At 72.9% G+C, this 22,079-nt stretch carries 22 protein-coding genes; 13 read left to right on the top strand and 9 right to left on the bottom strand.

What is annotated here, in order from left to right:
* Positions 1 to 1,383, top strand: a 1,383-nt coding sequence (locus BIU96_RS18880; RefSeq protein ID WP_254786253.1) for a DEAD/DEAH box helicase, incomplete at its 5' end; no start/stop codon positions are given.
* Positions 1,384 to 1,456: 73 nt separating this feature from the next.
* Here the strand turns inward: BIU96_RS18880 and BIU96_RS18875 are convergent.
* Both BIU96_RS18875 and BIU96_RS18870 read right to left on the bottom strand, forming a co-directional pair.
* Positions 1,457 to 1,966, bottom strand: coding sequence for a DUF664 domain-containing protein (locus tag BIU96_RS18875; RefSeq protein ID WP_071294139.1), 510 nt, complete (start codon positions 1,964 to 1,966; stop codon positions 1,457 to 1,459).
* 54 nt (positions 1,967 to 2,020) lie between these two features.
* Positions 2,021 to 2,599 carry a MarR family winged helix-turn-helix transcriptional regulator gene (locus BIU96_RS18870; RefSeq protein WP_071294138.1) on the bottom strand — a complete coding sequence of 193 codons (579 nt, stop codon included), beginning with the start codon at positions 2,597 to 2,599 and terminating at the stop codon, positions 2,021 to 2,023.
* Between the two features lie 239 nt (positions 2,600 to 2,838).
* Between BIU96_RS18870 and BIU96_RS18865 the strand changes: the two genes are divergently transcribed.
* The 4 genes from BIU96_RS18865 (at position 2,839) to BIU96_RS18850 (ending at position 8,919) form a co-directional block, all read left to right on the top strand.
* Positions 2,839 to 3,432, top strand: coding sequence for a hypothetical protein (locus tag BIU96_RS18865; protein ID WP_071294137.1), 594 nt, complete (start codon positions 2,839 to 2,841; stop codon positions 3,430 to 3,432).
* Between the two features lie 121 nt (positions 3,433 to 3,553).
* The gene (locus BIU96_RS18860; protein ID WP_071294136.1) at positions 3,554 to 4,711 is read left to right on the top strand and encodes a S24/S26 family peptidase; all 1,158 of its coding nucleotides are present in this window, start codon (positions 3,554 to 3,556) and stop codon (positions 4,709 to 4,711) included.
* A 69-nt stretch (positions 4,712 to 4,780) separates the two neighbouring features.
* Positions 4,781 to 5,944, top strand: coding sequence for an exonuclease SbcCD subunit D (locus tag BIU96_RS18855; RefSeq protein WP_071294135.1), 1,164 nt, complete (start codon positions 4,781 to 4,783; stop codon positions 5,942 to 5,944).
* A complete protein-coding gene (locus BIU96_RS18850) occupies positions 5,944 to 8,919 on the top strand; it encodes an AAA family ATPase (protein WP_071294134.1) in 2,976 nt (991 codons plus the stop codon). The genes BIU96_RS18855 and BIU96_RS18850 overlap by 1 nt, the downstream gene beginning before the upstream one ends.
* 98 nt (positions 8,920 to 9,017) lie before the next feature.
* Here the strand turns inward: BIU96_RS18850 and BIU96_RS20030 are convergent, their stop codons facing one another.
* Complete coding sequence (locus BIU96_RS20030; RefSeq protein ID WP_175477615.1) at positions 9,018 to 9,194, bottom strand: hypothetical protein; 177 nt, start codon at positions 9,192 to 9,194, stop codon at positions 9,018 to 9,020.
* Positions 9,191 to 9,892, bottom strand: a complete 702-nt coding sequence (locus tag BIU96_RS18845) for a class E sortase (RefSeq protein ID WP_254786251.1) — start codon at positions 9,890 to 9,892, stop codon at positions 9,191 to 9,193. The genes BIU96_RS20030 and BIU96_RS18845 overlap by 4 nt, the downstream gene beginning before the upstream one ends.
* 198 nt (positions 9,893 to 10,090) lie before the next feature.
* Here BIU96_RS18845 and BIU96_RS18840 point away from each other — a divergent pair, with 198 nt between their 5' ends.
* Positions 10,091 to 10,546: a GNAT family acetyltransferase gene (locus tag BIU96_RS18840; protein ID WP_071294132.1), complete on the top strand. Its 456-nt coding sequence runs from the start codon at positions 10,091 to 10,093 to the stop codon at positions 10,544 to 10,546.
* Positions 10,547 to 10,838: 292 nt separating this feature from the next.
* On the opposite strand, the gene BIU96_RS18835 is transcribed toward BIU96_RS18840, so the two are convergent.
* Positions 10,839 to 11,780 carry an EamA family transporter gene (locus tag BIU96_RS18835; protein WP_083403088.1) on the bottom strand — a complete coding sequence of 314 codons (942 nt, stop codon included), beginning with the start codon at positions 11,778 to 11,780 and terminating at the stop codon, positions 10,839 to 10,841.
* A gap of 36 nt (positions 11,781 to 11,816) precedes the next feature.
* Between BIU96_RS18835 and BIU96_RS18830 the strand changes: the two genes are divergently transcribed.
* The 6 genes from BIU96_RS18830 to BIU96_RS18805 all read left to right on the top strand — a co-directional run bounded on the left by BIU96_RS18830 (position 11,817) and on the right by BIU96_RS18805 (position 18,241).
* On the top strand, positions 11,817 to 12,932 hold the full coding sequence (locus tag BIU96_RS18830) for a CPBP family intramembrane glutamic endopeptidase (RefSeq protein WP_139200154.1): 1,116 nt from the start codon (positions 11,817 to 11,819) through the stop codon (positions 12,930 to 12,932).
* Positions 12,933 to 12,941: 9 nt separating this feature from the next.
* Positions 12,942 to 14,885 carry a DNA helicase RecQ gene (gene recQ, locus BIU96_RS18825; RefSeq protein ID WP_071294129.1) on the top strand — a complete coding sequence of 648 codons (1,944 nt, stop codon included), beginning with the start codon at positions 12,942 to 12,944 and terminating at the stop codon, positions 14,883 to 14,885.
* A gap of 76 nt (positions 14,886 to 14,961) precedes the next feature.
* Positions 14,962 to 15,705, top strand: a complete 744-nt coding sequence (locus BIU96_RS18820; protein ID WP_071294128.1) for a 1-acyl-sn-glycerol-3-phosphate acyltransferase — start codon at positions 14,962 to 14,964, stop codon at positions 15,703 to 15,705.
* Positions 15,706 to 15,837: 132 nt separating this feature from the next.
* Complete coding sequence (locus BIU96_RS18815) at positions 15,838 to 16,215, top strand: hypothetical protein (protein ID WP_071294127.1); 378 nt, start codon at positions 15,838 to 15,840, stop codon at positions 16,213 to 16,215.
* 19 nt (positions 16,216 to 16,234) lie between these two features.
* Positions 16,235 to 17,287, top strand: coding sequence for a M23 family metallopeptidase (locus BIU96_RS20155; protein WP_071294126.1), 1,053 nt, complete (start codon positions 16,235 to 16,237; stop codon positions 17,285 to 17,287).
* A gap of 102 nt (positions 17,288 to 17,389) precedes the next feature.
* Positions 17,390 to 18,241, top strand: a complete 852-nt coding sequence (locus tag BIU96_RS18805) for an NAD(P)-dependent oxidoreductase (protein ID WP_083403091.1) — start codon at positions 17,390 to 17,392, stop codon at positions 18,239 to 18,241.
* Positions 18,242 to 18,291: 50 nt separating this feature from the next.
* Here BIU96_RS18805 and BIU96_RS18800 read toward each other — a convergent pair whose 3' ends face one another.
* Together BIU96_RS18800 and BIU96_RS18795 are read right to left on the bottom strand one after the other, a co-directional pair.
* Positions 18,292 to 18,516 (bottom strand): hypothetical protein, encoded by a 225-nt coding sequence (locus BIU96_RS18800; protein ID WP_071294124.1) that lies wholly within the window; start codon positions 18,514 to 18,516, stop codon positions 18,292 to 18,294.
* A gap of 9 nt (positions 18,517 to 18,525) precedes the next feature.
* Positions 18,526 to 19,041 carry a MarR family winged helix-turn-helix transcriptional regulator gene (locus BIU96_RS18795; RefSeq protein ID WP_071294123.1) on the bottom strand — a complete coding sequence of 172 codons (516 nt, stop codon included), beginning with the start codon at positions 19,039 to 19,041 and terminating at the stop codon, positions 18,526 to 18,528.
* Between the two features lie 132 nt (positions 19,042 to 19,173).
* Here BIU96_RS18795 and BIU96_RS18790 point away from each other — a divergent pair, with 132 nt between their 5' ends.
* Positions 19,174 to 20,070, top strand: a complete 897-nt coding sequence (locus BIU96_RS18790) for an alpha-E domain-containing protein (RefSeq protein WP_071294122.1) — start codon at positions 19,174 to 19,176, stop codon at positions 20,068 to 20,070.
* 224 nt (positions 20,071 to 20,294) lie between these two features.
* Here the strand turns inward: BIU96_RS18790 and BIU96_RS18785 are convergent, their stop codons facing one another.
* Together BIU96_RS18785 and BIU96_RS18780 are read right to left on the bottom strand one after the other, a co-directional pair.
* On the bottom strand, positions 20,295 to 21,641 hold the full coding sequence (locus BIU96_RS18785; RefSeq protein ID WP_083403086.1) for an MFS transporter: 1,347 nt from the start codon (positions 21,639 to 21,641) through the stop codon (positions 20,295 to 20,297).
* On the bottom strand, positions 21,638 to 22,048 hold the full coding sequence (locus BIU96_RS18780; RefSeq protein ID WP_071294121.1) for a MarR family winged helix-turn-helix transcriptional regulator: 411 nt from the start codon (positions 22,046 to 22,048) through the stop codon (positions 21,638 to 21,640). The genes BIU96_RS18785 and BIU96_RS18780 overlap by 4 nt, the downstream gene beginning before the upstream one ends.
* Positions 22,049 to 22,079 lie beyond the last annotated feature (31 nt).

Below are 22,079 nucleotides of genomic sequence, written 5' to 3'. Positions count from 1 at the left end.
CGTGACGACCGTGCGCCCCGTCGTGACAGCGACGACCGTGCCCCGCGTCGCTTCGACCGAGACGACCGTGCACCCCGTCGCTTCGACCGTGACGACCGTGCACCCCGTCGTGACGACGCCGAGCGCAAGCCGTTCGTCCCCGCCGACGACGTCAAGCTCGAGAAGCTCCAGGCCGAGGCCACGATCGCGGCCGACGTCGAGGGCGTGACCTTCGGCGACCTCGGCATCGGCGGCAACATCTCCCGTGCGCTCGGCGAGCTCGGAGCATCCAGCCCGTTCCCGATCCAGGCGGCGACGATCCCCGACGTGCTCGCCGGCAAGGACGTCCTCGGCCGCGGCCGTACGGGCTCCGGCAAGACCATCGCGTTCGGAGCCCCGCTCGTCGAGAAGCTCATGGAGAACGGCGGCGGCACGAAGCGCAAGATGGGCCGCGCCCCGCGTGCGCTCATCCTCGCCCCGACGCGCGAGCTCGCCCTGCAGATCGACCGCACGGTGCAGCCGATCGCCCGCTCGGTCGGCCTGTTCACGACGCAGATCTACGGCGGCGTCCCGTACGGCCGCCAGGTGGGCGCCCTCGAGCGCGGCGTCGACATCATCGTCGGCACGCCGGGTCGTGTGCAGGACCTCATGAACAAGGGCACGCTCGACCTCAGCGAGGTCGTCATCTCCGTGCTCGACGAGGCCGACCACATGTGCGACCTCGGGTTCCTGGAGCCGGTGCAGGAGATCCTCTCCGCCACCGCCGAGGTCACCCCGGAGGGCAACCGCGCCCAGAAGCTCCTGTTCAGCGCGACGCTCGACGCCCAGGTCGCGTCACTCGTCGAGCAGTTCCTGCACGAGCCGTCCGTCCACGAGGTCGCCGGTGAGGACCAGGCCTCGTCGACGATCGACCACCGCGTGCTCGTGGTGGAGCAGCGCCAGAAGGACCAGCTCCTCGAGGAGCTCGTGTCCGGCGACGGCAAGACCATCGTGTTCGCCCGCACCCGCGCCTACGCCGAGCGCCTCGCCGACCAGTTCGAGGACGCCGGCATCCGCGCGACGTCGCTCCACGGTGACCTCAACCAGTCGCGCCGCACGCGCAATCTGCAGCTGCTCACCAGCGGCCGGGTGAACGTGCTCGTCGCGACGGACGTCGCCGCCCGCGGCATCCACGTGGACGACGTGTCGCTCGTCGTGCAGGCCGACGCGCCGGACGACTACAAGGCGTACATGCACCGGTCCGGCCGGACCGGTCGTGCCGGCAAGGAGGGCACCGTCGTGACGATCGTCCCGCGCAGCCGTCGCCGCAAGATCGAGGGCATCCTCGAGCACGCGGAGATCGAGGCGGACCTCGTCGACGCCGCTCCCGGTGACGGGATCGTCGCGGAGCTCGCCGCGCGGTAGTCGCGACCAGCAGCACGACGGGAGGCCCGTGGCGGGATCGCCACGGGCCTCCCGTCTGTCTGTCCGGACCGCGTCAGCGGTTGAAGAAGAGCAGTCCGCGCACGTACCCGGCCTGGCCGGCGTGCTGCGTGCAGTCGTCGAGGATGCTGACGAGGCGGGCACCGGCGGTGACGGGCGGGTCCCAAGCATCGTCGACGACGGGGTCGAAGTCCTCCGTGGCGAGCGTGCCGACGTAGGCCACGGTGCGCTCGTGCACCGCCTGCAGGTAGCCGAGCAGCAGGTCGGCGGAGGCGCGGACGCGTCCGACGTCGTCGCGGGACATGCCGTACCCGAGCGCCTCGGCGGGGAACGGCAGGCCGAACCGCTCCACCCAGCCGTCCGCCGTCCACACCTGTTCGGTGCCGGCGAGGTCGGCGATCTGCGCGTCCTGCCCCCGGGCGATGTGCCACGCGAGCCAGGCGAGCGTGTTCGCTCCCGTCGCCGGGCGCGACGCCAGCTGGTCCTCGGACAGCCCCTCGACGGCACGTGCGACCGTCGACGGCACGCGGGAGAACGCTTCGATCAGGAGTTCAGAAGGGGTCATGCCGCCACGCTACGCGGCGGCTCCGACACGGTCCGTCACACGCGGTGGGGCCGGTCAGACGGCGAGGCCGGCCAACGTGGTCTCGTCGTGGACGGCGCGGGAGTGCCGGTCGAGGGCGGTGCCGAGCCGGTCGAAGGCGTCGGCGAGCGCGGCCCGGTCGTCCGGGGCGATGACCTCACGGAAGGCGGCGGTGTAGACGGCACCGATCCCGCGCGCGACCTCGGCGCCGGAGGGCGTGAGGTGGATGAGGATGCTGCGGCGGTCCTCGGGGTTCGGGCGACGCTCGATGTGGGCACGCTTCTCGAGCCGGTCGATCAGGGACGTCATCGCCCCGGTGGACAGCTCGAGGTACTCGCCGGCCTGCTTCGGGGTGACGCCCTCGCCGTCCGCCGCTGCGAGGAAGAACACGAACCGGGCGTCGGTCGCGTTCAGGCCACGGGTGGAGCTCTCATGGTGGAGCACCCGGGCGTGCTGCATCTGGAGCACGCGGAAGGCCGTCATCAGCTTCGCGACGTCGGTGTCCGGTGCGGTCTCCGGAACGCTGACGGTGGGGGAGACCGGCGCCGGGGGCAGCTCGTGGTCGTGCTGCCGGGGGAGCGCAGGGGCGGGGATCGCGGGGGCGGTGTCCGTCATCGGGCGGCTCTTCTCGGGTGGTGATCGCTCGCGCGATCGGCGGGGCGGCACGGGTATGCCGCCGTGCAGCTCATTGAACAAGTATCTCACCGATTGAACTACCCCCAGCAGTGGGGGCATTCCTCCACTTGTGAGCAGCACGGCTGCCAAGTAGCTTGATCGTCGTAGCAATCACCCACGGCGACGAAGCGCGGCCAACCACCGCGGACCCGGCGCCACCTCGGATCAGGAGCTCCGCCATGTCTCGTGTCACCCCTCGCGCCGCCCGTCTCGCCGCCTGGATCGCCATCCCCGCCGCTCTCGTGGCCTCGGGTGTCGTCGTGTCCACCGCGTCCTACTCGGCCTTCTCGGCCACCACGGTCAACCCGACCAGCAACTGGACCGCCGGCAGCGTCGCGCTCACCGACGACGACAACAACACCGCGCTGTTCAACGCGACCGGCCTCAAGCCGGGCTCGACGGGTGCGAACTGCATCACGGTCACCTCGACGGGCTCGCTGCCCTCGACCGTGAAGCTGTACGGCACCAACGCCTCGGCCACCAAGGCCCTCGACGCGAATATGACCCTCACGGTCGAGCAGGGCACCGGCGGCGGCTTCGGCTCCTGCACCGGCTTCACGCCCGCCACCACGAGCGGCACCCTCTACAGCGGCCTGCTCAGCAACTTCACCGCGGCGAACTTCGCCAGCGGCCTCGGCACGTGGGCCCCGACCGGCACCGCGTCGGAGTCGCGCGTCTACCGCTTCACCTACACGGTCTCGAGCACCGCCCCGAACTCCGTGCAGGGCGGCACCGCGGCCCTCGGCTTCACCTGGGAGGCCCAGAACAGCTGAGCGGGCCCGACGGGAGCGTGACCGAACGCTCCCGTCCTCTGCATCCGGCGACGACCGGGACCGCACCCGACGCGGACCCGTCCGTCATCCCTCCAGAACGCGCCCCCGGTCGAAGGCAGTCATGACGAGCATCACAGTGCACGGTGGTCCCACACCGCACGACGTGGTCCGTGACGCCGTCGACTGGGGGCGCGTCGTCGTCGCCACCCTCGCCCGCGGGGTCGTCGCCACGCTGCTCGGGCTCGCGTTGTGGGCCGCCGCGCCCGCGGTGATCGGCTGGCAGCCGACGACGGTGATGACCGGCTCGATGGAGCCGCGGCTCGCCCCCGGTGACGTCGTGGTCTCGCGTCCGGTGTCGGCCGGCGAGGTCCGGATGGGCAAGATCCTGCTCGCCGACGACCCGGACCAGCCCGGGCACCTCCGCATGCACCGCTACGTCGAGGACGGCCCCGGAGGCACCCTCGTCACGAAGGGCGACGCGAACCCGCAGCAGGACTCCACCCCGCTCGAGCGCTCCGCCGTGCACGGGGTCGCGTTCCTGCGGGTGCCGTTCGTCGGGACCCCGATCACGTGGATCCGCACCGGCCAGTGGGTGCCGGTCGGCATGCTCGCGCTCGCACTGGTCGCGGTCCTCGCGCTCTGCACGATCGACGGGTCGCTGCGGCGGTTCGCCGAGTCGGACCCGGCCGGTCCCGGCGGCTCGTCGGGTGCCGGTGACGGGGACGGTGCGGACGACGGCCTGGAGGCGCGGGACGGCGCCGCCACGCGCCTCCAGTCCGACACCGCGCCCGTCCAGAGCCGCCGGATCCTGCGTCGGCAGGCGCGTCGCGTGCGTCGGCTGCGCCGACTCGGTGGCGCCGCACTGGTCCTCGTCGTCGCCGGTGGCGCCGGCGTGCTGCTGCCGGCCCAGGCGGTCGCCGCGCCGTGGTCGAAGACCGCCACGACCGCCACCGCGTTCGGCGCGGGGACGGCGACGCCGGCCACCGCGCTGACCTGCACGGCGAACGGCGACGGCTCCGTGAACATCGGCTTCGCCTACGGCGGTCCGGCCGCCACCTCGTTCTCCGTCCTGAACACGAACGCCGGCACGATCGCGGCGACCGGCCCCACGGGCAGCACCGCACCGATCCGCGTCACGGGCCAGGGCATCCTGTCGCTCGGCGCCGTCGTGACCGTGAAGATCCGGACGAACTGGGCCGGGTCCTGGTACGTCGACAGCACCGCGACCGCCCGGATCCAGACGGCGCTCGTCGGCACGAACCTCAGCTGCGCGGCCTGACCCTGCCGGTTCTCCACAGGGTGCCGCGGGGCACCCCGGGATGTCCCCGGCCGGCGCTACCGTGACGGCATGCGCATCCTGCACACCGGCGACTGGCACCTCGGCCGCACACTGCTGGGTGCCGACCTGCTCGACCACCAGCAGGCGTTCCTCGACTGGCTCGTCGGCCAGGTGCACGAGCGTGCGATCGACCTCGTCGTCATCGCGGGCGACGTCTACGACCGCGCCATCCCGCCGGTCGACGCCGTCCGCATGCTGTCCCACGCGCTCGAACGACTGGCCCGGACCAGCACGGTCGTGCTCACCCCGGGCAACCACGACTCCGCCGCACGACTCGGCTTCGGCGCCGGGGTGATGGGCACCCGCGTCCGGATCCTGGCCGAACCCGCGGGCATCGGCACCCCGGTCGTCGTCTCCGACGCAGCCGGGCCGGTCGCGGTCTACGGCATCCCGTACCTGCACCCTGACCTCACCCGCTACGCGCTCGCCGCGGTGCCCGACGAGCCCCTCGCCCGGTCCCACCAGGCCGTCGTCGGTGCCGCGATGGACCGGGTCCGCGCCGACCTCGCCCAGCGATCGGGCACGCGCAGCGTCGTCGTGGCGCACGCCTTCGTCGGCGGGACCGAGCCGAGCGACAGCGAGCAGGACATCCGCGTCGGCGGGGTGGACCGGGTGTCCGAGAGCGTGTTCGACGGCGTCGACTACGTGGCACTCGGCCACCTCCACGGCCCGCAGCGGGTGGGCGGGACCGACCGCATCCGGTACGCCGGGTCACCGCTCGCGTTCTCGTTCGGCGAGCGGAACCAGCAGAAGTCGGTGACCGTGGTCGACCTCGACTCCGCCGGCGGGGTGACCGTCGAACTCGTCCCGGCACCCGTGCCCCGACGGCTGGTCGACGTCCGCGGCAGCATCGACGACATCGAGTCCGGTGCCTTCCGGTCCGCGGCGGATGCCTGGGTCCGGGTGGCCGTGACGGACACCGTGCACCCGGAACGCATGTACGCGCGGGTGAAGGACCACTTCCCGTACGCCCTCGCGATCACGCACGAGCCGGCCGACCGCGGCGAACGTGCCGCGGCGCGGGCCGTCACGGCGACGTCCGACCCGGTCGAGGTCGCAGCGGACTTCGTGTCGTTCGCCACGGGTGCCGCGCCGACCGACGACGACCGGGCGATCCTGACCGAGGCGTACGAGGCAGCAGCCCTGGCTCTGCAGCGCGAGGGGGATCGCTGATGTACCTGCACCGCCTCGACCTCCGCGCGATCGGTCCCTACCCGGACCTCGTGTCGATCGACTTCGCCGCGCTCGCCGCCTCGGGGGTGTTCCTGCTCGAGGGGCCGACCGGTTCCGGCAAGTCGACGATCATCGACGCCGTCGTGTTCGCGCTGTACGGCAAGCTCGCCGGAGCCGACGCCACCGATGACCGGCTGCACAGCCAGCACGCCGACCCCACGGTCGAGCCCTTCGTCGAGCTGGTCTTCGAGACCGGTGCGGGCGTCTACCGGGTCCGCCGCACGCCGCAGTACGACCGCCCGAAGCAGCGCGGCACCGGCACCGTGAAGCAGCAGGCGTCCGTGCAGCTCTTCCGTCTCGCCGGTCCGGCCGACGTCGCGGGCGAACCGGTGTCGTCCCGCATCCCCGAGGTCGCCGTCGAGATCACCCGCATCGTCGGGCTCGACCGGGCGCAGTTCCTGCAGACCGTCGTGCTGCCGCAGGGTGAGTTCGCGCGGTTCCTGCGCTCGCCGGGCGAAGAGCGACGAAAGCTCCTGCAGTCGTTGTTCGGCACGCAGGTCTACGACCGCACGGCGGACGAACTCGCCGCCCGTCGCCGCGCCGTGCAGGCCGAGGTCGACGGTGCAGACGCCCGCGTGCGCGACGCCCTCAGCCGGTTCGCCCAGGCGGCCGGCGCGGACGACCCCGACGAAGCCGCCGTCACCCCGACGGTGGTGGCCCTCCGCGCTGCGGCCGACGCGGCCGAGGCGGCACGAGCAGCCGCCGCAGGCACCGCCACGGCCGCCGCCGCGCACGAGCAGGCGATCATCGCACGTGCCGCCGCCCGCGAACGGCGCGCCGAACTCCTCCGCCGCCGGTCGCTCCTCGACGCCGGTGCACCCGACGTCGACGCGGCACGCACCCGGCTGGCCCTCGCAGACCGTGCCGCGCGCGTGGCGGCGATCGCCGACGGGCTCGACGCCGCTCGGGTCCGGTCTGCCGAGGCAGCGTCGGCGGCCGATGCCCTGCGCACCCGGCACGAGATCAGCGCGACGGGGGACGACCTCGTCCGGCGGCGTGCCACCGTCGCCGAGTGCATCGCCGCGGTGCGACACCTCGTCGCGGTGGAGACCGGGTTCGTCGCGCGCCGCCGCTCGATCACGGATGCCTCGAGCCGCGCCGAACAGCTCACACGACGGTTGGCCGACCTCGACACCGCGCTCGAGGCCCGACCGGCCGAACGGGCACGCATCGTCGAGGACGCCCGTGCCGCCGCCGAGACGGCCGCCGGGGCCGAGGCCGCTCGACACGAGGTCGAGCGGGTCGGGCGACTCCGCGCCGACCTCGACGCCCGAGCGGCCTCGGAACGGCGGGTCCGGGCTGCCGAGGCCGCCGTCGGGGCGGCTCGGACCACCGCGCACGACCTGGTGCGCGCCGAGCAGCAGCTCCGCGAACGGCGGATCGCGGGCCTCGCCGGGGAGCTCGGTGCGGCCCTGCAGCCGGGCGATCCCTGCCCGGTGTGCGGCGCCGTCGAGCACCCCGCCGTGGCGCTCCCGCAGGACGATCACCCCACGGCCGAAGCGATCGAGGCCGCCGGCCGGGCCGCACGCCGCGCCGAACAGGACCTCTCCGACAGCGCCGCTGCCCTCGCGGTCGACCGAGCGGAGCACGAGCGGCTCGTGCAGGCGCTCGGCGACACCGACGCGGTGACGGTGGACGCCCTCGCTGCCGCTGCCGGTGCCCTGGTCGAGGCAGCCCACACCGCTGCCGTCCGCGTCCGCACCCTCGAACAGCAGCGTGCCGCGCACGACGAGCAGACCCGCACCCTCGAACGGCAGCGCAACGAGGTCGCCACCGAGCGGGCGGTCCTGGTGGCCTCGGCCTCGGCGGACACCGAGCGGTTCGGTCAGGACACGGCGGCCGTCCAGCAGGCCGTCGACCGCGTCACCGGGCTGCTCGACGACGAACCGGACTCGCTGGGCGCGGGCGTCGCACGGCTCGACGCGCTGGTGGATCGGCTCGACGCCGTGTCCCGGGCGGACGGCCTCGCGGTCGCCGCCGCCGGCGCGGTCCGTGAGCGCCTGGCCGAGGTGGAGCGGGTGCTGGCGGAGCAGGAGTTCGACGACGTGGCCGCCGCACGGGCCGGGCTCCTCGACCGTGGGCGCTCCGAGGAGCTGCAGCGCGCCGTCGCCACCGCCGATCGCGAGCGCGCCGTGGTGGACGCCGGCCTGGCGGAGCCCGACGTGGTGGCGGCCGCCGGTACCGACGCCGATGCCCTCGACCTCGAGGGGGCGCGGGTCGACCGCGAGCAGTCCGCCCTCGCCGCCGAGCAGGCGACCCGGGCGGCGACCTCCGCCCAGGACCGCGCGACGGCATCCGAGCAGTGCGCCACCGAGGTCGCCGACGCCGTGCGCGCACGCGACGACACCTCGGCCCGGAGCCGCGCGGTGGTGCGCCTCGCCGACATCGCGGCCGGGCAACCGTCGGTCAACCCGAGCGGCATCACGCTCGGTACCTACGTGCTCATGCGTCGCTTCGAGGACGTCGTCGCGGCGGCGAACGACCGGTTGCGGGCGATGCTCGCCGGCCGGTTCACCCTCGAGACCTCGGACGAACGCGAGTCGGGTTCACGGGCGCGACGCACGGGGCTCGCCCTCGCCGTGCACGACCAGACGACCGACACCCGGCGCGCGCCCGGCAGCCTCTCCGGCGGCGAGACCTTCACGGTGTCGCTCTGCTTGGCGCTCGGGCTGGCCGACGTGGTGCAGGCCGAGGCCGGTGGCGTGTCACTCGGCACGCTGTTCGTCGACGAGGGGTTCGGCACGCTCGACCCGGAGACCCTCGACGACGTGATCGGGCAGCTCTCGCGTCTCACCGCGGGTGGCCGCCAGGTGGGGATCGTCAGTCACGTCGAGGAGCTCAAGCAGCGGATCCCGGAACGGATCGCGGTGCGGCGGACGCTCGAGGGCGGTTCGCGCGTCACGACCACCGTCTGACGACCACGACCACGACCACGACCACGACCGGGACCGAGGCCACGACTGCGGCCGCGACCACGGCCCCGACGCCAGCGGGCAGCGCGCAGCGGCGTCGGTCAGGGTGACGGCGAGACGTCCACGGTGCCGTCGGGCGGCGGCAGGATGTCGGCCGCGACCCACGGGAACACCCACGTGAACAGCACGTACACGATCGCGGCGAGGAGCACGAGCAGCTCGAGCACCTTGAGGGCGGTCGGACCGGGCAGGATCCGCCACACGAACGGGAAGATCACTTCGCGGTCTCCGAGAGTTCCTTCGGGGTGCCCTCGGACGCGGGCATCCAGTAGTCGAGCTTGGCGTGCGTGACGTACCGCTCCTTGGCGGACCACATGGGGTGGCACGCGGTGAGGGTCAACCAGCGGTCGTCGGCGGTGGGCTCCACACCAGGCTTGTTCGGCACCGGCGCGATCGTCTCGATGTGGTCCGGGGTGACGATCTGCGAGTCCGTGACCTTGTACACGTACCAGACGTCGAACTTCGTCTTCGCGTCGGTGACCCGCACGACGACCGAGTCACCCGTCTTCAGCTCGGCGATCTGGTTGAGCGGCTTGCCGTAGGTGACGCGGTGCCCGGCGACGGCGAAGTTGCCCTCGGCCCCGGGCATCGCCGTGTCCTGGTAGTGGCCGAGCCCGATGGTGTTGAGCACCTTCTCACGGTCGGTGCCCTCGCCGATGGGGCGTTTGTAGTCCGTGCCGAAGCGGGGGATCTGCATCGTCCCGAACACGTCGGTGACCGTCGGCGGTTCGGCGAGCACGGGCGCGGGGCCGCGGTGCTCGGTGCCGATGCCGGCGACGGCCTTTTGCTGCCCGAGTCCCTCGACGAGGTGCGTCTGCGCGTTCACGGCGACGACGTCCGTCCACCACGCGGTCCACACCACGTACAGGCCGGTGCCGGCGCCCGCGATGATGAGGAGCTCTGCGATGAGCGACACGATCGCGCCGCCCACCGTCTGCCGCCGACGGGGCGCCCGCCGCGCACGATCGGAGCCGTCACGTGTGGATCGACGTGACGGGAGTGTCTCGTGTGCGGTCACGGGGCTCCTGATCCGGAAGGGGTGGTCGGACAGGTCTATCAGACCACGACGACGGCACCGTGACGAGGTTGTCCACAGCACCGTTACCGTGAGGAGATGCAGCACGTCCTCCGCGCCTTCACCCCGGCCGACACCGATGCCGTCATCGCCCTGTGGGAGTCCTGCGGGCTCGTCCGTCCGTGGAACGACCCCCGACGCGACATCGCCCGGAAGCTGACCGTCCAGCCCGAGCTCTTCCTGGTCGCCGAGCCGATGGACCCCGAGCCGATGGACCCCGAGGCCGAGCGCACCGTCGTCGGCGCGGGCATGGCGGGGTTCGACGGGCACCGCGGATGGGTGAACTACCTCGCGGTGCGCCCGGACCTGCAGGGCTCCGGCCTCGGTCGGGCGTTCATGGCGGAGTTCGAGCGGCTCCTCATCGACCTCGGCTGCCCGAAGCTCAACCTGCAGGTGCGGGCCGGCAACGAGCAGGTGCTCGGCTTCTACGAGTCGCTCGGCTACGCCCCGGACCACACGGTGTCGCTCGGCAAGCGCCTGATCCCCGACGCCTGACGGCCCCGGCCGCCCGGCTGCCCCGCGCGCCCGGCCGCCTGGCCCGGTCCGTCGATCCCGTGCCGCCTCGCGAAAGCGACAGTTGCGCGCGAACCTTCCGCGGACATCTGTCGCTCTCGCGAACCAGACGCGGCGGCTTCCGCCCCATCTGTCGCTTTGGCAGCGGAGGCCGACAACCGCCACCCGCGAGCCGAGTTTCGGCGTGAGCGACACCTCACGCGCTCCGGAAGCCGAGAAGTGTCGCTCAGCGCGAAACTCGGCCGCGCCCGCGACGGGAGCGGCCAACACCGCCCTACGCCAACGCCAGCCCCACGGACGCCACGAACGCCAGCACGATGCCGGCCCACTGCACCGCGGTGAGCCGCTCCCGCAGCACCACCCCCGCGAGCACCACCGTGCCGATCGGGTACAGCGCGTTGAGCACACTGACGACGGGCAGCGTCACGGGGTCGTCGCTCGAGTGCAGCCCAGCCTGGATGAACACGTTCGCCAGCGCGTCCAGCACCCCGCAGGCCACCACCGTGAGCAGCAGACGGGCCGGCCACCGCACCGGACCCGCCGGACGCACCACCGGCCCTGGAGGCACGGCAGCCCCCGCAGCGTCGGCCGACGTGGCGGGGTCTCCCGCGCCTCCAGGGCGGCCGGCCAGCGCCGTGCCGACTGCCGCCGCACCGAGCAGCACCGCCTGCAGCACCCGCGCGACGACCAGCGGTGCGACGCCGGAGTCCGACGGCGTGAGGTCGTACGCCAGCACGATGCCACCGAATCCGCACCCAGCGACCGCCGCGGTGACCAGGCCGCGCGCCGTGACCCGCGCCCCGGAGGAGTCCCGGACCGCCGCGACGAGCACGACCGCGACCACGGCGACCACCAGCGCGGCGATCGCGAGTCCGGACAGCGCCGTCCCGCGGAGCACCGCGACCAGCACGGGCACGACCGCGGCGAACACGGCGGTGAGGGGTGAGAGCACGCTCATCGGGCCGATCGCCAGCGCACGGTAGAGCAGGAGCACCCCGACCCCACCGGACGCCCCGGCGACGGCGCCCCACAGTGTGCCGGTCCAGGTGAAGTCGCCACCGACCACCACGAGCCCGAGCAGCAGCGGCACGATCCCGACGGCGGCGGCGACGGCCGCGACGGTCACCGCGCGGAGACGCCTCGATGCCAGCCCGCCGAGGAAGTCGGCGAAGCCGTAGACGAGTGCGCCGGACAGGCCGAGGACGACGGTGAGCACGGCTCCCATCCTGCCCCGCCCGGTAGCCTGCGTGACGTGAGCGTTCCCTACCACCGCCTGCCCCGCGTCGACGCACGCTGGAGGTGGTGGCGCCCGTTCGTGGCGCTCGCCTTCCTGGCGGGCTGGTACCTCGCGTCGCAGGTCCTCATCGCGGTCGCCTACTTCGTGCCGATCGGCGCCACGCAGGGGCCGCAGGGGCTGATGGACCTGCAGAACGACCTGGCCAGCGGCGCGCTCGACCCGACCGACCCGATCGTGCTGTCGATGTCGCTCGTGTCGCTCGTGGTGCTGCTGCCCGGCATCCTGCTCGCGGTGAAGATCGCGCGGATCGGACCGGCCGGCATCCTGTCCTCGACGCGGTTCCGGGTGCGCTGGGCGTGGACGGCCTGGTGCCTCCTGCCGACCCTCGTCATCGCCGCGATCATGTTCCTCACGCAGACCTGGGGCATGTTCACGTTCGACGGCGGCTTCGGGTGGGACCACGCCGCCATCGGGCAGTCGACGGTCTCGGTCGGCACGCTGACCCTGACGATCGTGCTGGTCCTGCTGCTCGTGCCGTTCCAGGGCGCGGCCGAGGAGTACATCTTCCGCGGCTTCCTCATGCAGACGATCGGCTCGTGGATCCCGTGGCGCATCGTCGGCACGGTCGTCGCAGTCGCGGTGTCGACCGTGGTGTTCGCCCTGCTCCACATCCCGAACGGCTACAACGTCTGGGGCATCCTCGACGTCGGCTCGTTCGGCCTGATCGCGGCGATCATCGTCCTGCGCACCGGCGGCATGGAGGCCACCGTCCTGCAGCACGCCTTCAACAACATCATGATCTTCGTGCTGCAGGCGCCGGGGTGGTCCAAGATCGACCTCGACTCGTCGAACGGGACGGTCTGGGGCTGGCTGATCACCCTCGGCACCTCGCTCCTCTACTGGGGCATGGTGGAGCTCCTGGCACGGTGGCGGGGCCTCGACCGGCGGTTCGCTGGGCACGAGACACCCCGGTTCCGCGGTGTGGCCCCGGCCTGGGCGGGCGGGCGACAGTGGCTCCGGCCTGGAGGCACGGGCTGGGCCATCGCCCCCGCCCGCCCCGACGACGTGGCCGGCTCCGGCGACCGTGCGGACGCTGTGGACAACGCCGTGGGTGTCGCCGGTCGGCCGTAGGCTCGTGGCATGAGCACCACGCCCGCGCCCGTCGCCGTGCCCGATGCGGGCGCCTCCGCGCCCGCCGGTGTTGGGCCCGCCGGTGCCGGGCCCGTAGGTGCCGGGCCCGTAGGTGCTGCGTCCGTCGGTGCTGGGTCGCCGGCGCGTGCCGCTGCGCTCGAGGTGCTCCGGAGCGTCTGGGGCTACGACGACTTCCGTGGCGAGCAGGCCGCGATCATCGACCAGGTCGTGTCCGGCGGCGACGCCCTCGTCCTGATGCCCACCGGTGGCGGCAAGTCGCTGTGCTACCAGGTGCCGTCGCTCGTCCGCGACGGCGTCGGGGTCGTCGTGTCGCCGCTCATCGCCCTCATGCAGGACCAGGTCGACGCCCTCGCGGCGAACGGCGTGAAGGCCGCGTTCCTCAACTCGACGCAGGGCCCCGACGAACGTGCCCGCGTCGAGCGCGCGGTGGTCTCGGGCGAGGTCGACATGCTCTACCTCGCCCCCGAACGACTGCGGCTCGAGTCCACCCGCGCCCTGCTCGACCGCGCGCGGATCGCCCTGTTCGCCATCGACGAGGCCCACTGCGTCGCGCAGTGGGGTCACGACTTCCGCCCGGACTACCTCGAGCTGAGCGTCCTGCACGAGCGCTGGCCGACCGTGCCGCGCATCGCGCTGACCGCCACCGCGACGCCGCAGACCCACCGCGAGATCTCGGCACGGCTCGGCCTCGACGACGCCGCGCACTTCGTCGCCGACTTCGACCGGCCGAACATCCAGTACCGCATCGAGCCGAAGACCGGCGCGCTGCAGCAGCTCCTCACCTTCATCCGCACCGAACACAGCGGCGACGCGGGCATCGTCTACTGCCTGTCCCGCAACTCGGTCGAGCGCACCGCGACCGCCCTCGCCGAGCAGGGGATCGCCGCGCTGCCGTACCACGCCGGCCTCGACGCCAAGGTGCGGGAGCGCAACCAGTCGACCTTCCTGCGCGAGGACGGCGTCGTCATGGTCGCCACGATCGCCTTCGGCATGGGCATCGACAAGCCGGACGTCCGGTTCGTGGCGCACCTCGACCTGCCGAAGTCGGTCGAGGGCTACTACCAAGAGACCGGTCGTGCCGGGCGTGACGGGCTGCCCTCGACGGCGTGGCTCGCCTACGGCCTGAACGACGTCGTGCAGCAGCGCCGGATGATCGACCAGTCCGAGGGCGACGCAGCGCACCGCCGGCAGCTCAGCGCCCACCTCGACGCCATGCTCGCCCTGTGCGAGACGATCGAGTGCCGCCGCGTCCGACTGCTCGCCTACTTCGGGCAGGAGTCGACCGCGTGCGGCAACTGCGACACGTGCATCGCCCCGCCCGAGTCGTGGGACGGCACCGTGCCGGCGCAGAAGCTCCTCTCCACCGTCGTCCGGCTCGATCGTGAGCGCGGGCAGCGGTACGGCGTCTCGCACCTCGTCGACATCCTGGTCGGCAAGCCGTCGCCGCGCGTGCAGGAGCTCCGCCACGAGTCCCTCGCGACCTTCGGCATCGGGAACGACCTGGGCGAAGCCGAGTGGCGTGCGGTCGCACGGCAGCTGCTCGCGCAGGGGTACGCCGCGGTGTCCGGCGACGGATTCGGCACGATCGTCCTGAGCCCGACGAGCGCGGACGTCCTCGGCGGCAAGGTCACGGTGCGGATGCGCCGCGACCCGGTGAAGGCGCCCCGCGGCAGCCGCACGAGGCGAGCGGTCGTGACGGACATGCCACAAGAGGCCGTCGGGCTCTTCGAGGCACTCCGTGCGTGGCGGGCGGCCCAGGCCCGCGAGCAGGGCGTCCCCGCGTACGTGGTGTTCAACGACGCGACACTGCGGGGCATCGCGGCGGTGAAGCCGGCGGACGAGGACCAGCTCGGCGAGATCTCCGGCGTCGGTGGAGCGAAGCTCGAACGGTACGGCCGGGCCGTGCTCGACGTGGTCGCCGCAGCAGACTGAGCGACACATTCCCGAACGGGCATGCGGCCGTGGTGGCGCTCACTACACTCGGAGACTCCCGTCACGAGGAGGCCCGGTGTCCGGATCGACGAAGTTCACCACCACGCTCAGCCGCGCGGTGGTGACCCCGCTGGCGCGCATGCTGTGGCGTCCGCGGATCATCGGCCGGAAGAACGTCCCGAAGCGCGGCCCGGTGATCCTGGCGAGCAACCACCGCTCGTTCATCGACTCCCCGGCGATCACGCTGATGGCGCCCCGGAAGGTCTCGTTCCTGGCGAAGCAGGAGTACTTCACCGGCACGGGCCTCCGCGGTGCCGTGTCCCGCGCGTTCTTCGGCGGCATCGGTGCCATCGGCGTCGAACGCGGTGCGGGTTCGGCGGCGCAGCACGCGCTCGACCTCGGGCTCGAACGGCTCGAGGCAGGGGAGGCCTTCGCGATCTACCCCGAGGGCACCCGCTCGCTCGACGGCCGCATCTACAAGGGCCGCACGGGCGTGGCCTGGCTCGCCCTGACGAGTGGCGCTCCGGTGGTGCCGGTCGCACTGACCGGCACCGAGGACGTGCAGCCCGTGGGGTCACGCGTCCCGAAGCTCGCGAAGGTGACGATCGAGTTCGGGAAGCCGCTCGACCTGTCGTCCTTCGGCGAGGCGTCCTCCGGCCGTGCCCGACGCCACGCGACCGACGCGGTGATGGCCGCGATCCAGGAGCTCAGCGGGCAGGAACCCGCGAACGCGTACAACAACCCGCCGGCGACGATCGTGGAGCGCGTGCGGCAGGCGCTCCGGCGCGACGACCCGACCGAGGCCGTCCAACCCGACTGATCATCGAGTATCTCGACGGACGCTATTGCACATTTGAAATATCGGTGTTTGAATGAGGGCGTGCCCAGGGGCACACTCCACCGCGGTCCGGCCGAGAACGGATCGCCTCACACTGATCGGCAGGTCCGCAGCATGTCCTCCACCCCGCTCTTCGACTCCATCGCCCGCCGCACCACGGGGACGGCAGCCACACAGGCCGCCTCGGCCCCCGTCCTGACCGGCGTCGCATCCCTCCCGACCACGGCCCGCGCGAGCTTCACCCCCGCTCCCACCTCGCCGATCTCCGCCCCGGTCCCGTCGCGTGACTCGATGCTCGTCCCCGCGGCCCTCGTCGCCGCGATCGAGGAGATCCCGGTCCGGGTCGCCGCCGCTGCCGATGCGGGGCACGCCGTCCGCGCGGAGCAGCTCGTCCTCGTCGAGGCCGTCGCCGATGCGATCACCCGCGCCGTCGTCGACGCCGTCGTCACCGAGCTCGAGCAGATCACCCGCGACGGCGTCGTCCGCGCCTGACCCGCAGTCCGCGCTCCCGATGACCACGACCGACCTCCCGCCGATGCGTCCACGCGGAGCCGCCCGGCACGCGGCGAACCTCGAGGCGGCGGCCGCGGCCGAGGGTTTCCCGACACGTCGGGCCCGTCGGGCGGCCGAGGCCGAGGCCACCGCGTCGGGAACGCAACGCCGGCGGGCAGGGCGCCACGACGCGGTCGGTCACGACCGCGCGGTGCGCCCCCACGACGCCGAGCGTCACCACCAGACCACCGGGGCGGCGGCGACCACTCCCGCCGCCTCGGTCACCACCGCTCCCGGACCGACCACCGACCGGGCGCGAGTCGACCCACCCAGGGTGAGCCGCGCCTCCAGGCCCGCGGCCGACTCCCTGGCCCGCTCCGTGACCCAGGCGATCACCCTCCCGCTGCGGTCGATCGGGCACGCGGTCGCCTCGGCCAGGGCGGTCCCGGTCACGGCGACCGCGGTGGCCGCGTGCCTCTTCGTCACGGTCGCGACCCCGCAGTCGGCGCTGGCGGCGCCACCCCAGGCTGCCGTCCCCGCGCTCGACGCACAGCGCTACAGCGTCGCCGCGGGTGACACGATCCCCGTCCTCCGCGACGCGTTCGCGATCGGCGGGGTCCCGATCCGGATGCCCGGTGCACCACCGCCGTCGACCGGCGGGGCAGCGCCGTCCGTCCGTCCGGTCGCCGGAGCGATCCCGGCGGCGGGTGGGTTCGGCTCCCGGTGGGTCCGCGGCTGTGCGTCCTGCTCGACGAACCACCAGGGGCTCGACTTCGCCGCTCCCACCGGTACCGCCGTCGTCGCGGCGATGTCCGGCCGCGTGGTGTCCGCCGGCGTGTTCGGTGGCTACGGCAACCAGATCCTGCTGCAGCACGCCGACGGATCGCAGACGCGGTACGGTCACCTGTCGCAGATCGGCGTCGGCGTCGGGCAGTCGGTCGCGGCCGGCGAGCGGATCGGCGCCGTGGGCAACACCGGCGTCTCGACCGGCTCGCACCTGCACTTCGAGGTCATCGTCGGCGGGACCCCGGTCGACCCGGCGGTGTGGCTCCGGAACCGCGGCCTGCTCTGACATCGGGGCCTGCTCCGACACCGCAGCCTGCTCCGACGCCGAGCGCGTAGCGTCGCCAGGAGGGCGGCAGGGTGTCGCTCGAGGACGGAGACGCACGTGCGGGTGACGGTACTGGGGACGGGCACGATGGGCGCCGGAGTGGCGGGGTCGCTGCTCCGCGAGGGACACGAGGTGACGGTCTGGAACCGGACCGCCGACAAGGCCGCACCGCTCGCGGAGCGGGGCGCCACCGTCGCCACCGACCCGGCGGCAGCGGTCGCCGACGCCGAGGTCGTCCTGCTCACCCTGTTCGACACCGAGGCCGTGCTCGACGTGCTCGAAGCCGCCGCCGGTGACGCCCCGACGGATGCCGTGTGGGTGCAGGCCTCGACCATCGGGGTCGCCGGTACCGAGACGATCGTGCAGCTCGCCGGCAAGTACGGCGTCACGCTCGTGGAGGCGATGATGCTCGGCACGAAGGCCCCCGCCGAGCAGGGGAAGCTGACGATGCTCGCCGCCGGCCCCGCCGACGTGCTCGACCGCATCGACCCCGTCCTCGACGCCATCGGTGCGAAGACGGTGCGCGCGGGCGACGAGGTCGGTGCAGGGACCGCGCTCAAGCTCGCCGCGAACGCCTGGATCGCCTCGATCACGGCCGCCACCGGGCAGTCGCTCGCGGTCGCCCGGTCGCTCGGGCTCGACCCGGCGCTCTTCCTCGAGGCCATCGCGGGCGGTGCCAGCGACTCCGCCTACGCGCACACCAAGGGGAAGTCGATGATCGCGGGGGAGTTCCCGCCTCAGTTCGCGCTCGACGGTCTGCGGAAGGACATCGGCCTCATCACCGATGCCGCACGGACCTCCGGCGTCTCCACCGTGCTGCTCGACGCTCTCGGCCGGGTCTACGCCGACGCCAGCGCAGCGGGCCACGGCGGCGACGACATCGCCGCGGTCGGAACCGCCTTCGACCCGCGCTGACAGGCGCTCCTGCGCGACCTGCGCGCCCTACGCGACCTGCGCGCCCCGCGCTAGCCCCGGCGGAAGAACCGTCGGACGGCGTTCGTCAACCGTCCGACGGTCTCGTCGTTCATGGTGTTCGCGAGGTCGAACGCCTCACGCGCCGGGTCCGACCCGTTCCGGATGCGCCGGAGTGCCGCGTCGGCCCGAGCGCGGGCATCGAGCTCCGCGAGGGGCATGTCGTCCTCGGGGTCGTGCGGCGCGGGCGTCGGACCGTGCGCGCCCGTGTCTGCCATGGGAGCAGGTTACGCGGAGCGCCCGCGGACGGAGTCCACGTCGTCGACCACGCGGACCATCTGGTCGAGGAACGCGACGATGACCGCCATCTCGGCGTCCGACAGGTGCTCGGTGGCCTCGATCGCACGGGAGTCCAGCTGGTCGAGCACGCGCATCACGTCGCGCATCGACGCCCCCGTGGCGGTGAGGATCACGCCACGGCGGTCGGTCGGGTCAGCGTGCCGCACGACGTGGCCGCTGCGGACGAGCCGGTCGACGAGCGCCGAGGTCGACGCCGCGGTGATCTCGAGCTGCTCGGCGAGGTCCTTCGCGTTGACGGTGCGTCCGGCCTTCTCGGCGTCGAGGAGCACCCGGAGCGCCAGCAGGGCGTTCTCGCCGATGCCGAGCGCTTCACGGGCACGTCGCTGCGCGGAGCTCTCGGCGGTCCGGTACCTGCGGAGCGCGTTGAGCACGTCCACCGCGTCGACCCTGGATTCCTCGCCGTACCAGAATCCCGCGGCGCTGGTCGTCACCTCGGAAGTCATGACGACAATGCTAGACGCTCTAGTTAGTTTGTCTAGCGAGTGCGCCGATCGGCCGACTGCAACACCCGTGACGCGGGGACGAAACACCCCGGCAACGACCGGTCAGTAGGTTCACGACATGCAGGAGCCGACGTGCTGAGCCGACTCGCGGGGAGCGTCTTCCACGTCGGGAACGCCGTCGAACGCACCGACGTCGTCGCCAGGATGCTCGACGTCTACGTCGCACGGGGCGATCCGGCCGGGGTCGACCAGGACCGGGCGGTCGCCGCGGAGCTCCGGTCGGTCGTCGGTGCGGCCGGTCCGGCGAACGACCCGGACCGCCAGTCGACCGTCGACTCGCTCGCCCTCGACCGGCACGAACCCGCCTCGATCGCGTCGGCCGTGGCGGTGGCGCGGGACAACGCCCGCCGTGCCCGCGACGTCGTCTCCACAGAACTGTGGGACTGCCTCAACGTCACCCGGTCGCGCATGCCGCGGAAGGTCTCGACCGATCGGGCGCACGAGTTCCTCGGGTGGGTCCGCGAGCGCAGCGCCCTCGCCATCGGCGTCGTTGAGGCGGACGCCAGCCGTGACGAGGTCTGGGAGTTCTTCACCCTCGGCCGGTCCCTGCGACGGTGTGCGGCGACGGCGCGGCTGGTCGCCTCCGGGCTGCTCGACCCGGAGTCCGGATCGTCGTGGGCCACTGCGCTCCGTGCCTGCGGTGCCGGTGAGGCCTTCCACCGCGGTCGCGACCACCACACACTCGGTCCCGAGGACGCGGCCGCGTTCCTGCTCCTCGACGAGCACAGCCCGCGGTCGCTGCGGTTCCTGGCGCGGCGGACCGACGAGTGCCTCGCCGACGTCGCCCCGTCCTGCATCGAGGACGAGGTGCGTGCCTTCGCCGAGACCCGGCGGGACCTCGAGTCGGTGTCGGTGGACACCGCGCTGCTGGTCGCCCGGACGGCGGGGCAGCGCCTCGCGGTCGCTGCTGACCGGGTGGCGGCGGCGCTCGACGAACGCGTCTTCGCCGCCGCGGAGCCGGCCCGGTAGGTCGGGTCTCGCCGGGTGCCGGTCCGCGAGTGCGGCAGAGCGACAGTTCGCTGGACCGGTCGGCCGTCATGGTCGCGATCGCGACAGATGCTCGCGAACGTTCCGCGGCAATCTGTCGCTTTCGCGCTGGCGGGGCGACGGGGCGCGGGGCGACGGCGCGCGCCTGCGGGACTGGAGGCGCGGGGCGGGGCCGCCACGCGCCTCCAGTCCGTGGGTGGGTCGCGTCAGACGGCGCTGGACCGGTCGGCGACCGCCTCGTCGCGTTCCAGGTCGTGCCGTACCGCGGCGCGCGAGGAGCGCGTCCCGACCACGGGCACGGCGTGCGTGATCGCCAGGTGCAGGCGGGTGTCGGCGTCGTACCGGACCCGGAAGCGCTCCCACCGGATGAGCCAGACGAGCGCGATCGCGAGCGCCACGAACCCGGAGGCGGCACCGACCGCGATGGCCCAACGCGGACCCCAGGCGTCGGCGACCGCGCCGACGATCGGCGCGCCGATCGGGGTGCCGCCGGCGAAGATCGCCATGTAGAGCGCCATCACCCGGCCGCGCATCGCGGGCGCCGTCGTCGTCTGCACGAGGGCGTTCGCCGTCGTCATGAAGGTGAGCGAGGCGAGGCCGACGAACACCAGCACGAACGCGAAGGTCCAGTACGTCGGCGCCAGGGCTGCGGCGACGCAGGCGATGCCGAACCCGGCCGAGGCGATCACGAGGGTACGCATCCGCGGGCGGTCCCGCCGTGCCGACAGGAGCGCCCCGGCGACCGAGCCGATCGCCATCACGGAGTTGAGCAGGCCGAACTCCCCGGCGCCCTTGTGGAACTCCACCCGCGCCATCGTCGAGGTGAAGATCGGGAAGTTCACGCCGAACGTGCCGACGACGAAGATCATGCAGAGCACGACGATGATGTCCGGCCGGGTCCGCACGTACTGGAAGCCGGCGATGATCTGGCCCTCGCCGCGCTTCGCCCGGATGCGTTCGGCGAGCTGTGCGGGGTCCACGAACCGCAGTGCGATGAGGACGGCCAGGAACGAGCCGGCGTTGATGACGAACACCCACCCGGAGCCGATCGCGGCGATCAGCACGCCGGCGACCGCGGGGCCGATGAGCCGCGCGGCGTTGAACGACGCGGAGTTGAGCGCCACGGCGTTGGCGACGTGCTCGCCCTGCACGACGTCGGACACGAACGCCTGCCGGATCGGGGTGTCGAACGCGGCGACGATGCCGAGCGCCAGGGCGAACCCGTAGAGCGACCAGAGCGTCGCGGTGTCGGTGAGCACCATGACGCCGAGGCCCAGCCCGAGGGCACCCATGAGGCCCTGCGTCAGCATGAGCATCTTCCGCCGGTCGAAGCGGTCGGCGGCGAGGCCGGTCAGGGGGAGGAGGAGCAGCTGCGGTCCGAACTGCAGCGCCATCGTGATGCCGACCGCGATCGCGTCGTTGTCGGAGAGCTTGGTGAGGACGATCCAGTCCTGGGCGGTGCGCTGCATCCAGGTGCCGACGTTGGAGACGAGGGCTCCCGCGAACCAGATGCGGTAGTTGTGGGTGGACAGGGAGCGGAACATGGCGGTCACTGCTGGGCCAGCCTCCTCATGATCTCGGTGGCGTCGGCCAGGGTCTGGCGCTCGGCCTCGGTGAGGTCGGCGAGGCGCGGGGTGAGCCAGCCGTCACGGCGGCGGCGGGTCTCCTCGACGAAGGCGGCGCCGGCAGGGGTGGCGCAGAGCAGGACCTTGCGCCGGTCGTCGCCGTGGCCGTCCTTCGACACGAGCCCGCGCTCGACGAGCACCGCGATCGTCTTCGTCATCGACGGCGGCGTCACACCGTCCTGCCGGCTGAGGTCGGCGAGCGACATCGCGCCGTCGCGGTGCAGCCGGGCGAGGGCGGAGAACTGTGCGTCGGTGACCGTCGTGTCGGCCTTCTGCGCGCGGAGGGTCCGGGACAGCCGGTTCACGGCGATGCGGAGTTCGGTGGCGTCGGTCACGGGTCGTTAGCCTACCTCATTAGTTCAGTGA

Source organism: Curtobacterium sp. MCBA15_008 (genome assembly GCF_001865065.1).
GTDB lineage: Bacteria > Actinomycetota > Actinomycetes > Actinomycetales > Microbacteriaceae > Curtobacterium.
Note: the sequence above shows the minus strand (reverse complement) of the source record. Positions and strands in the feature narration are given on the sequence as shown.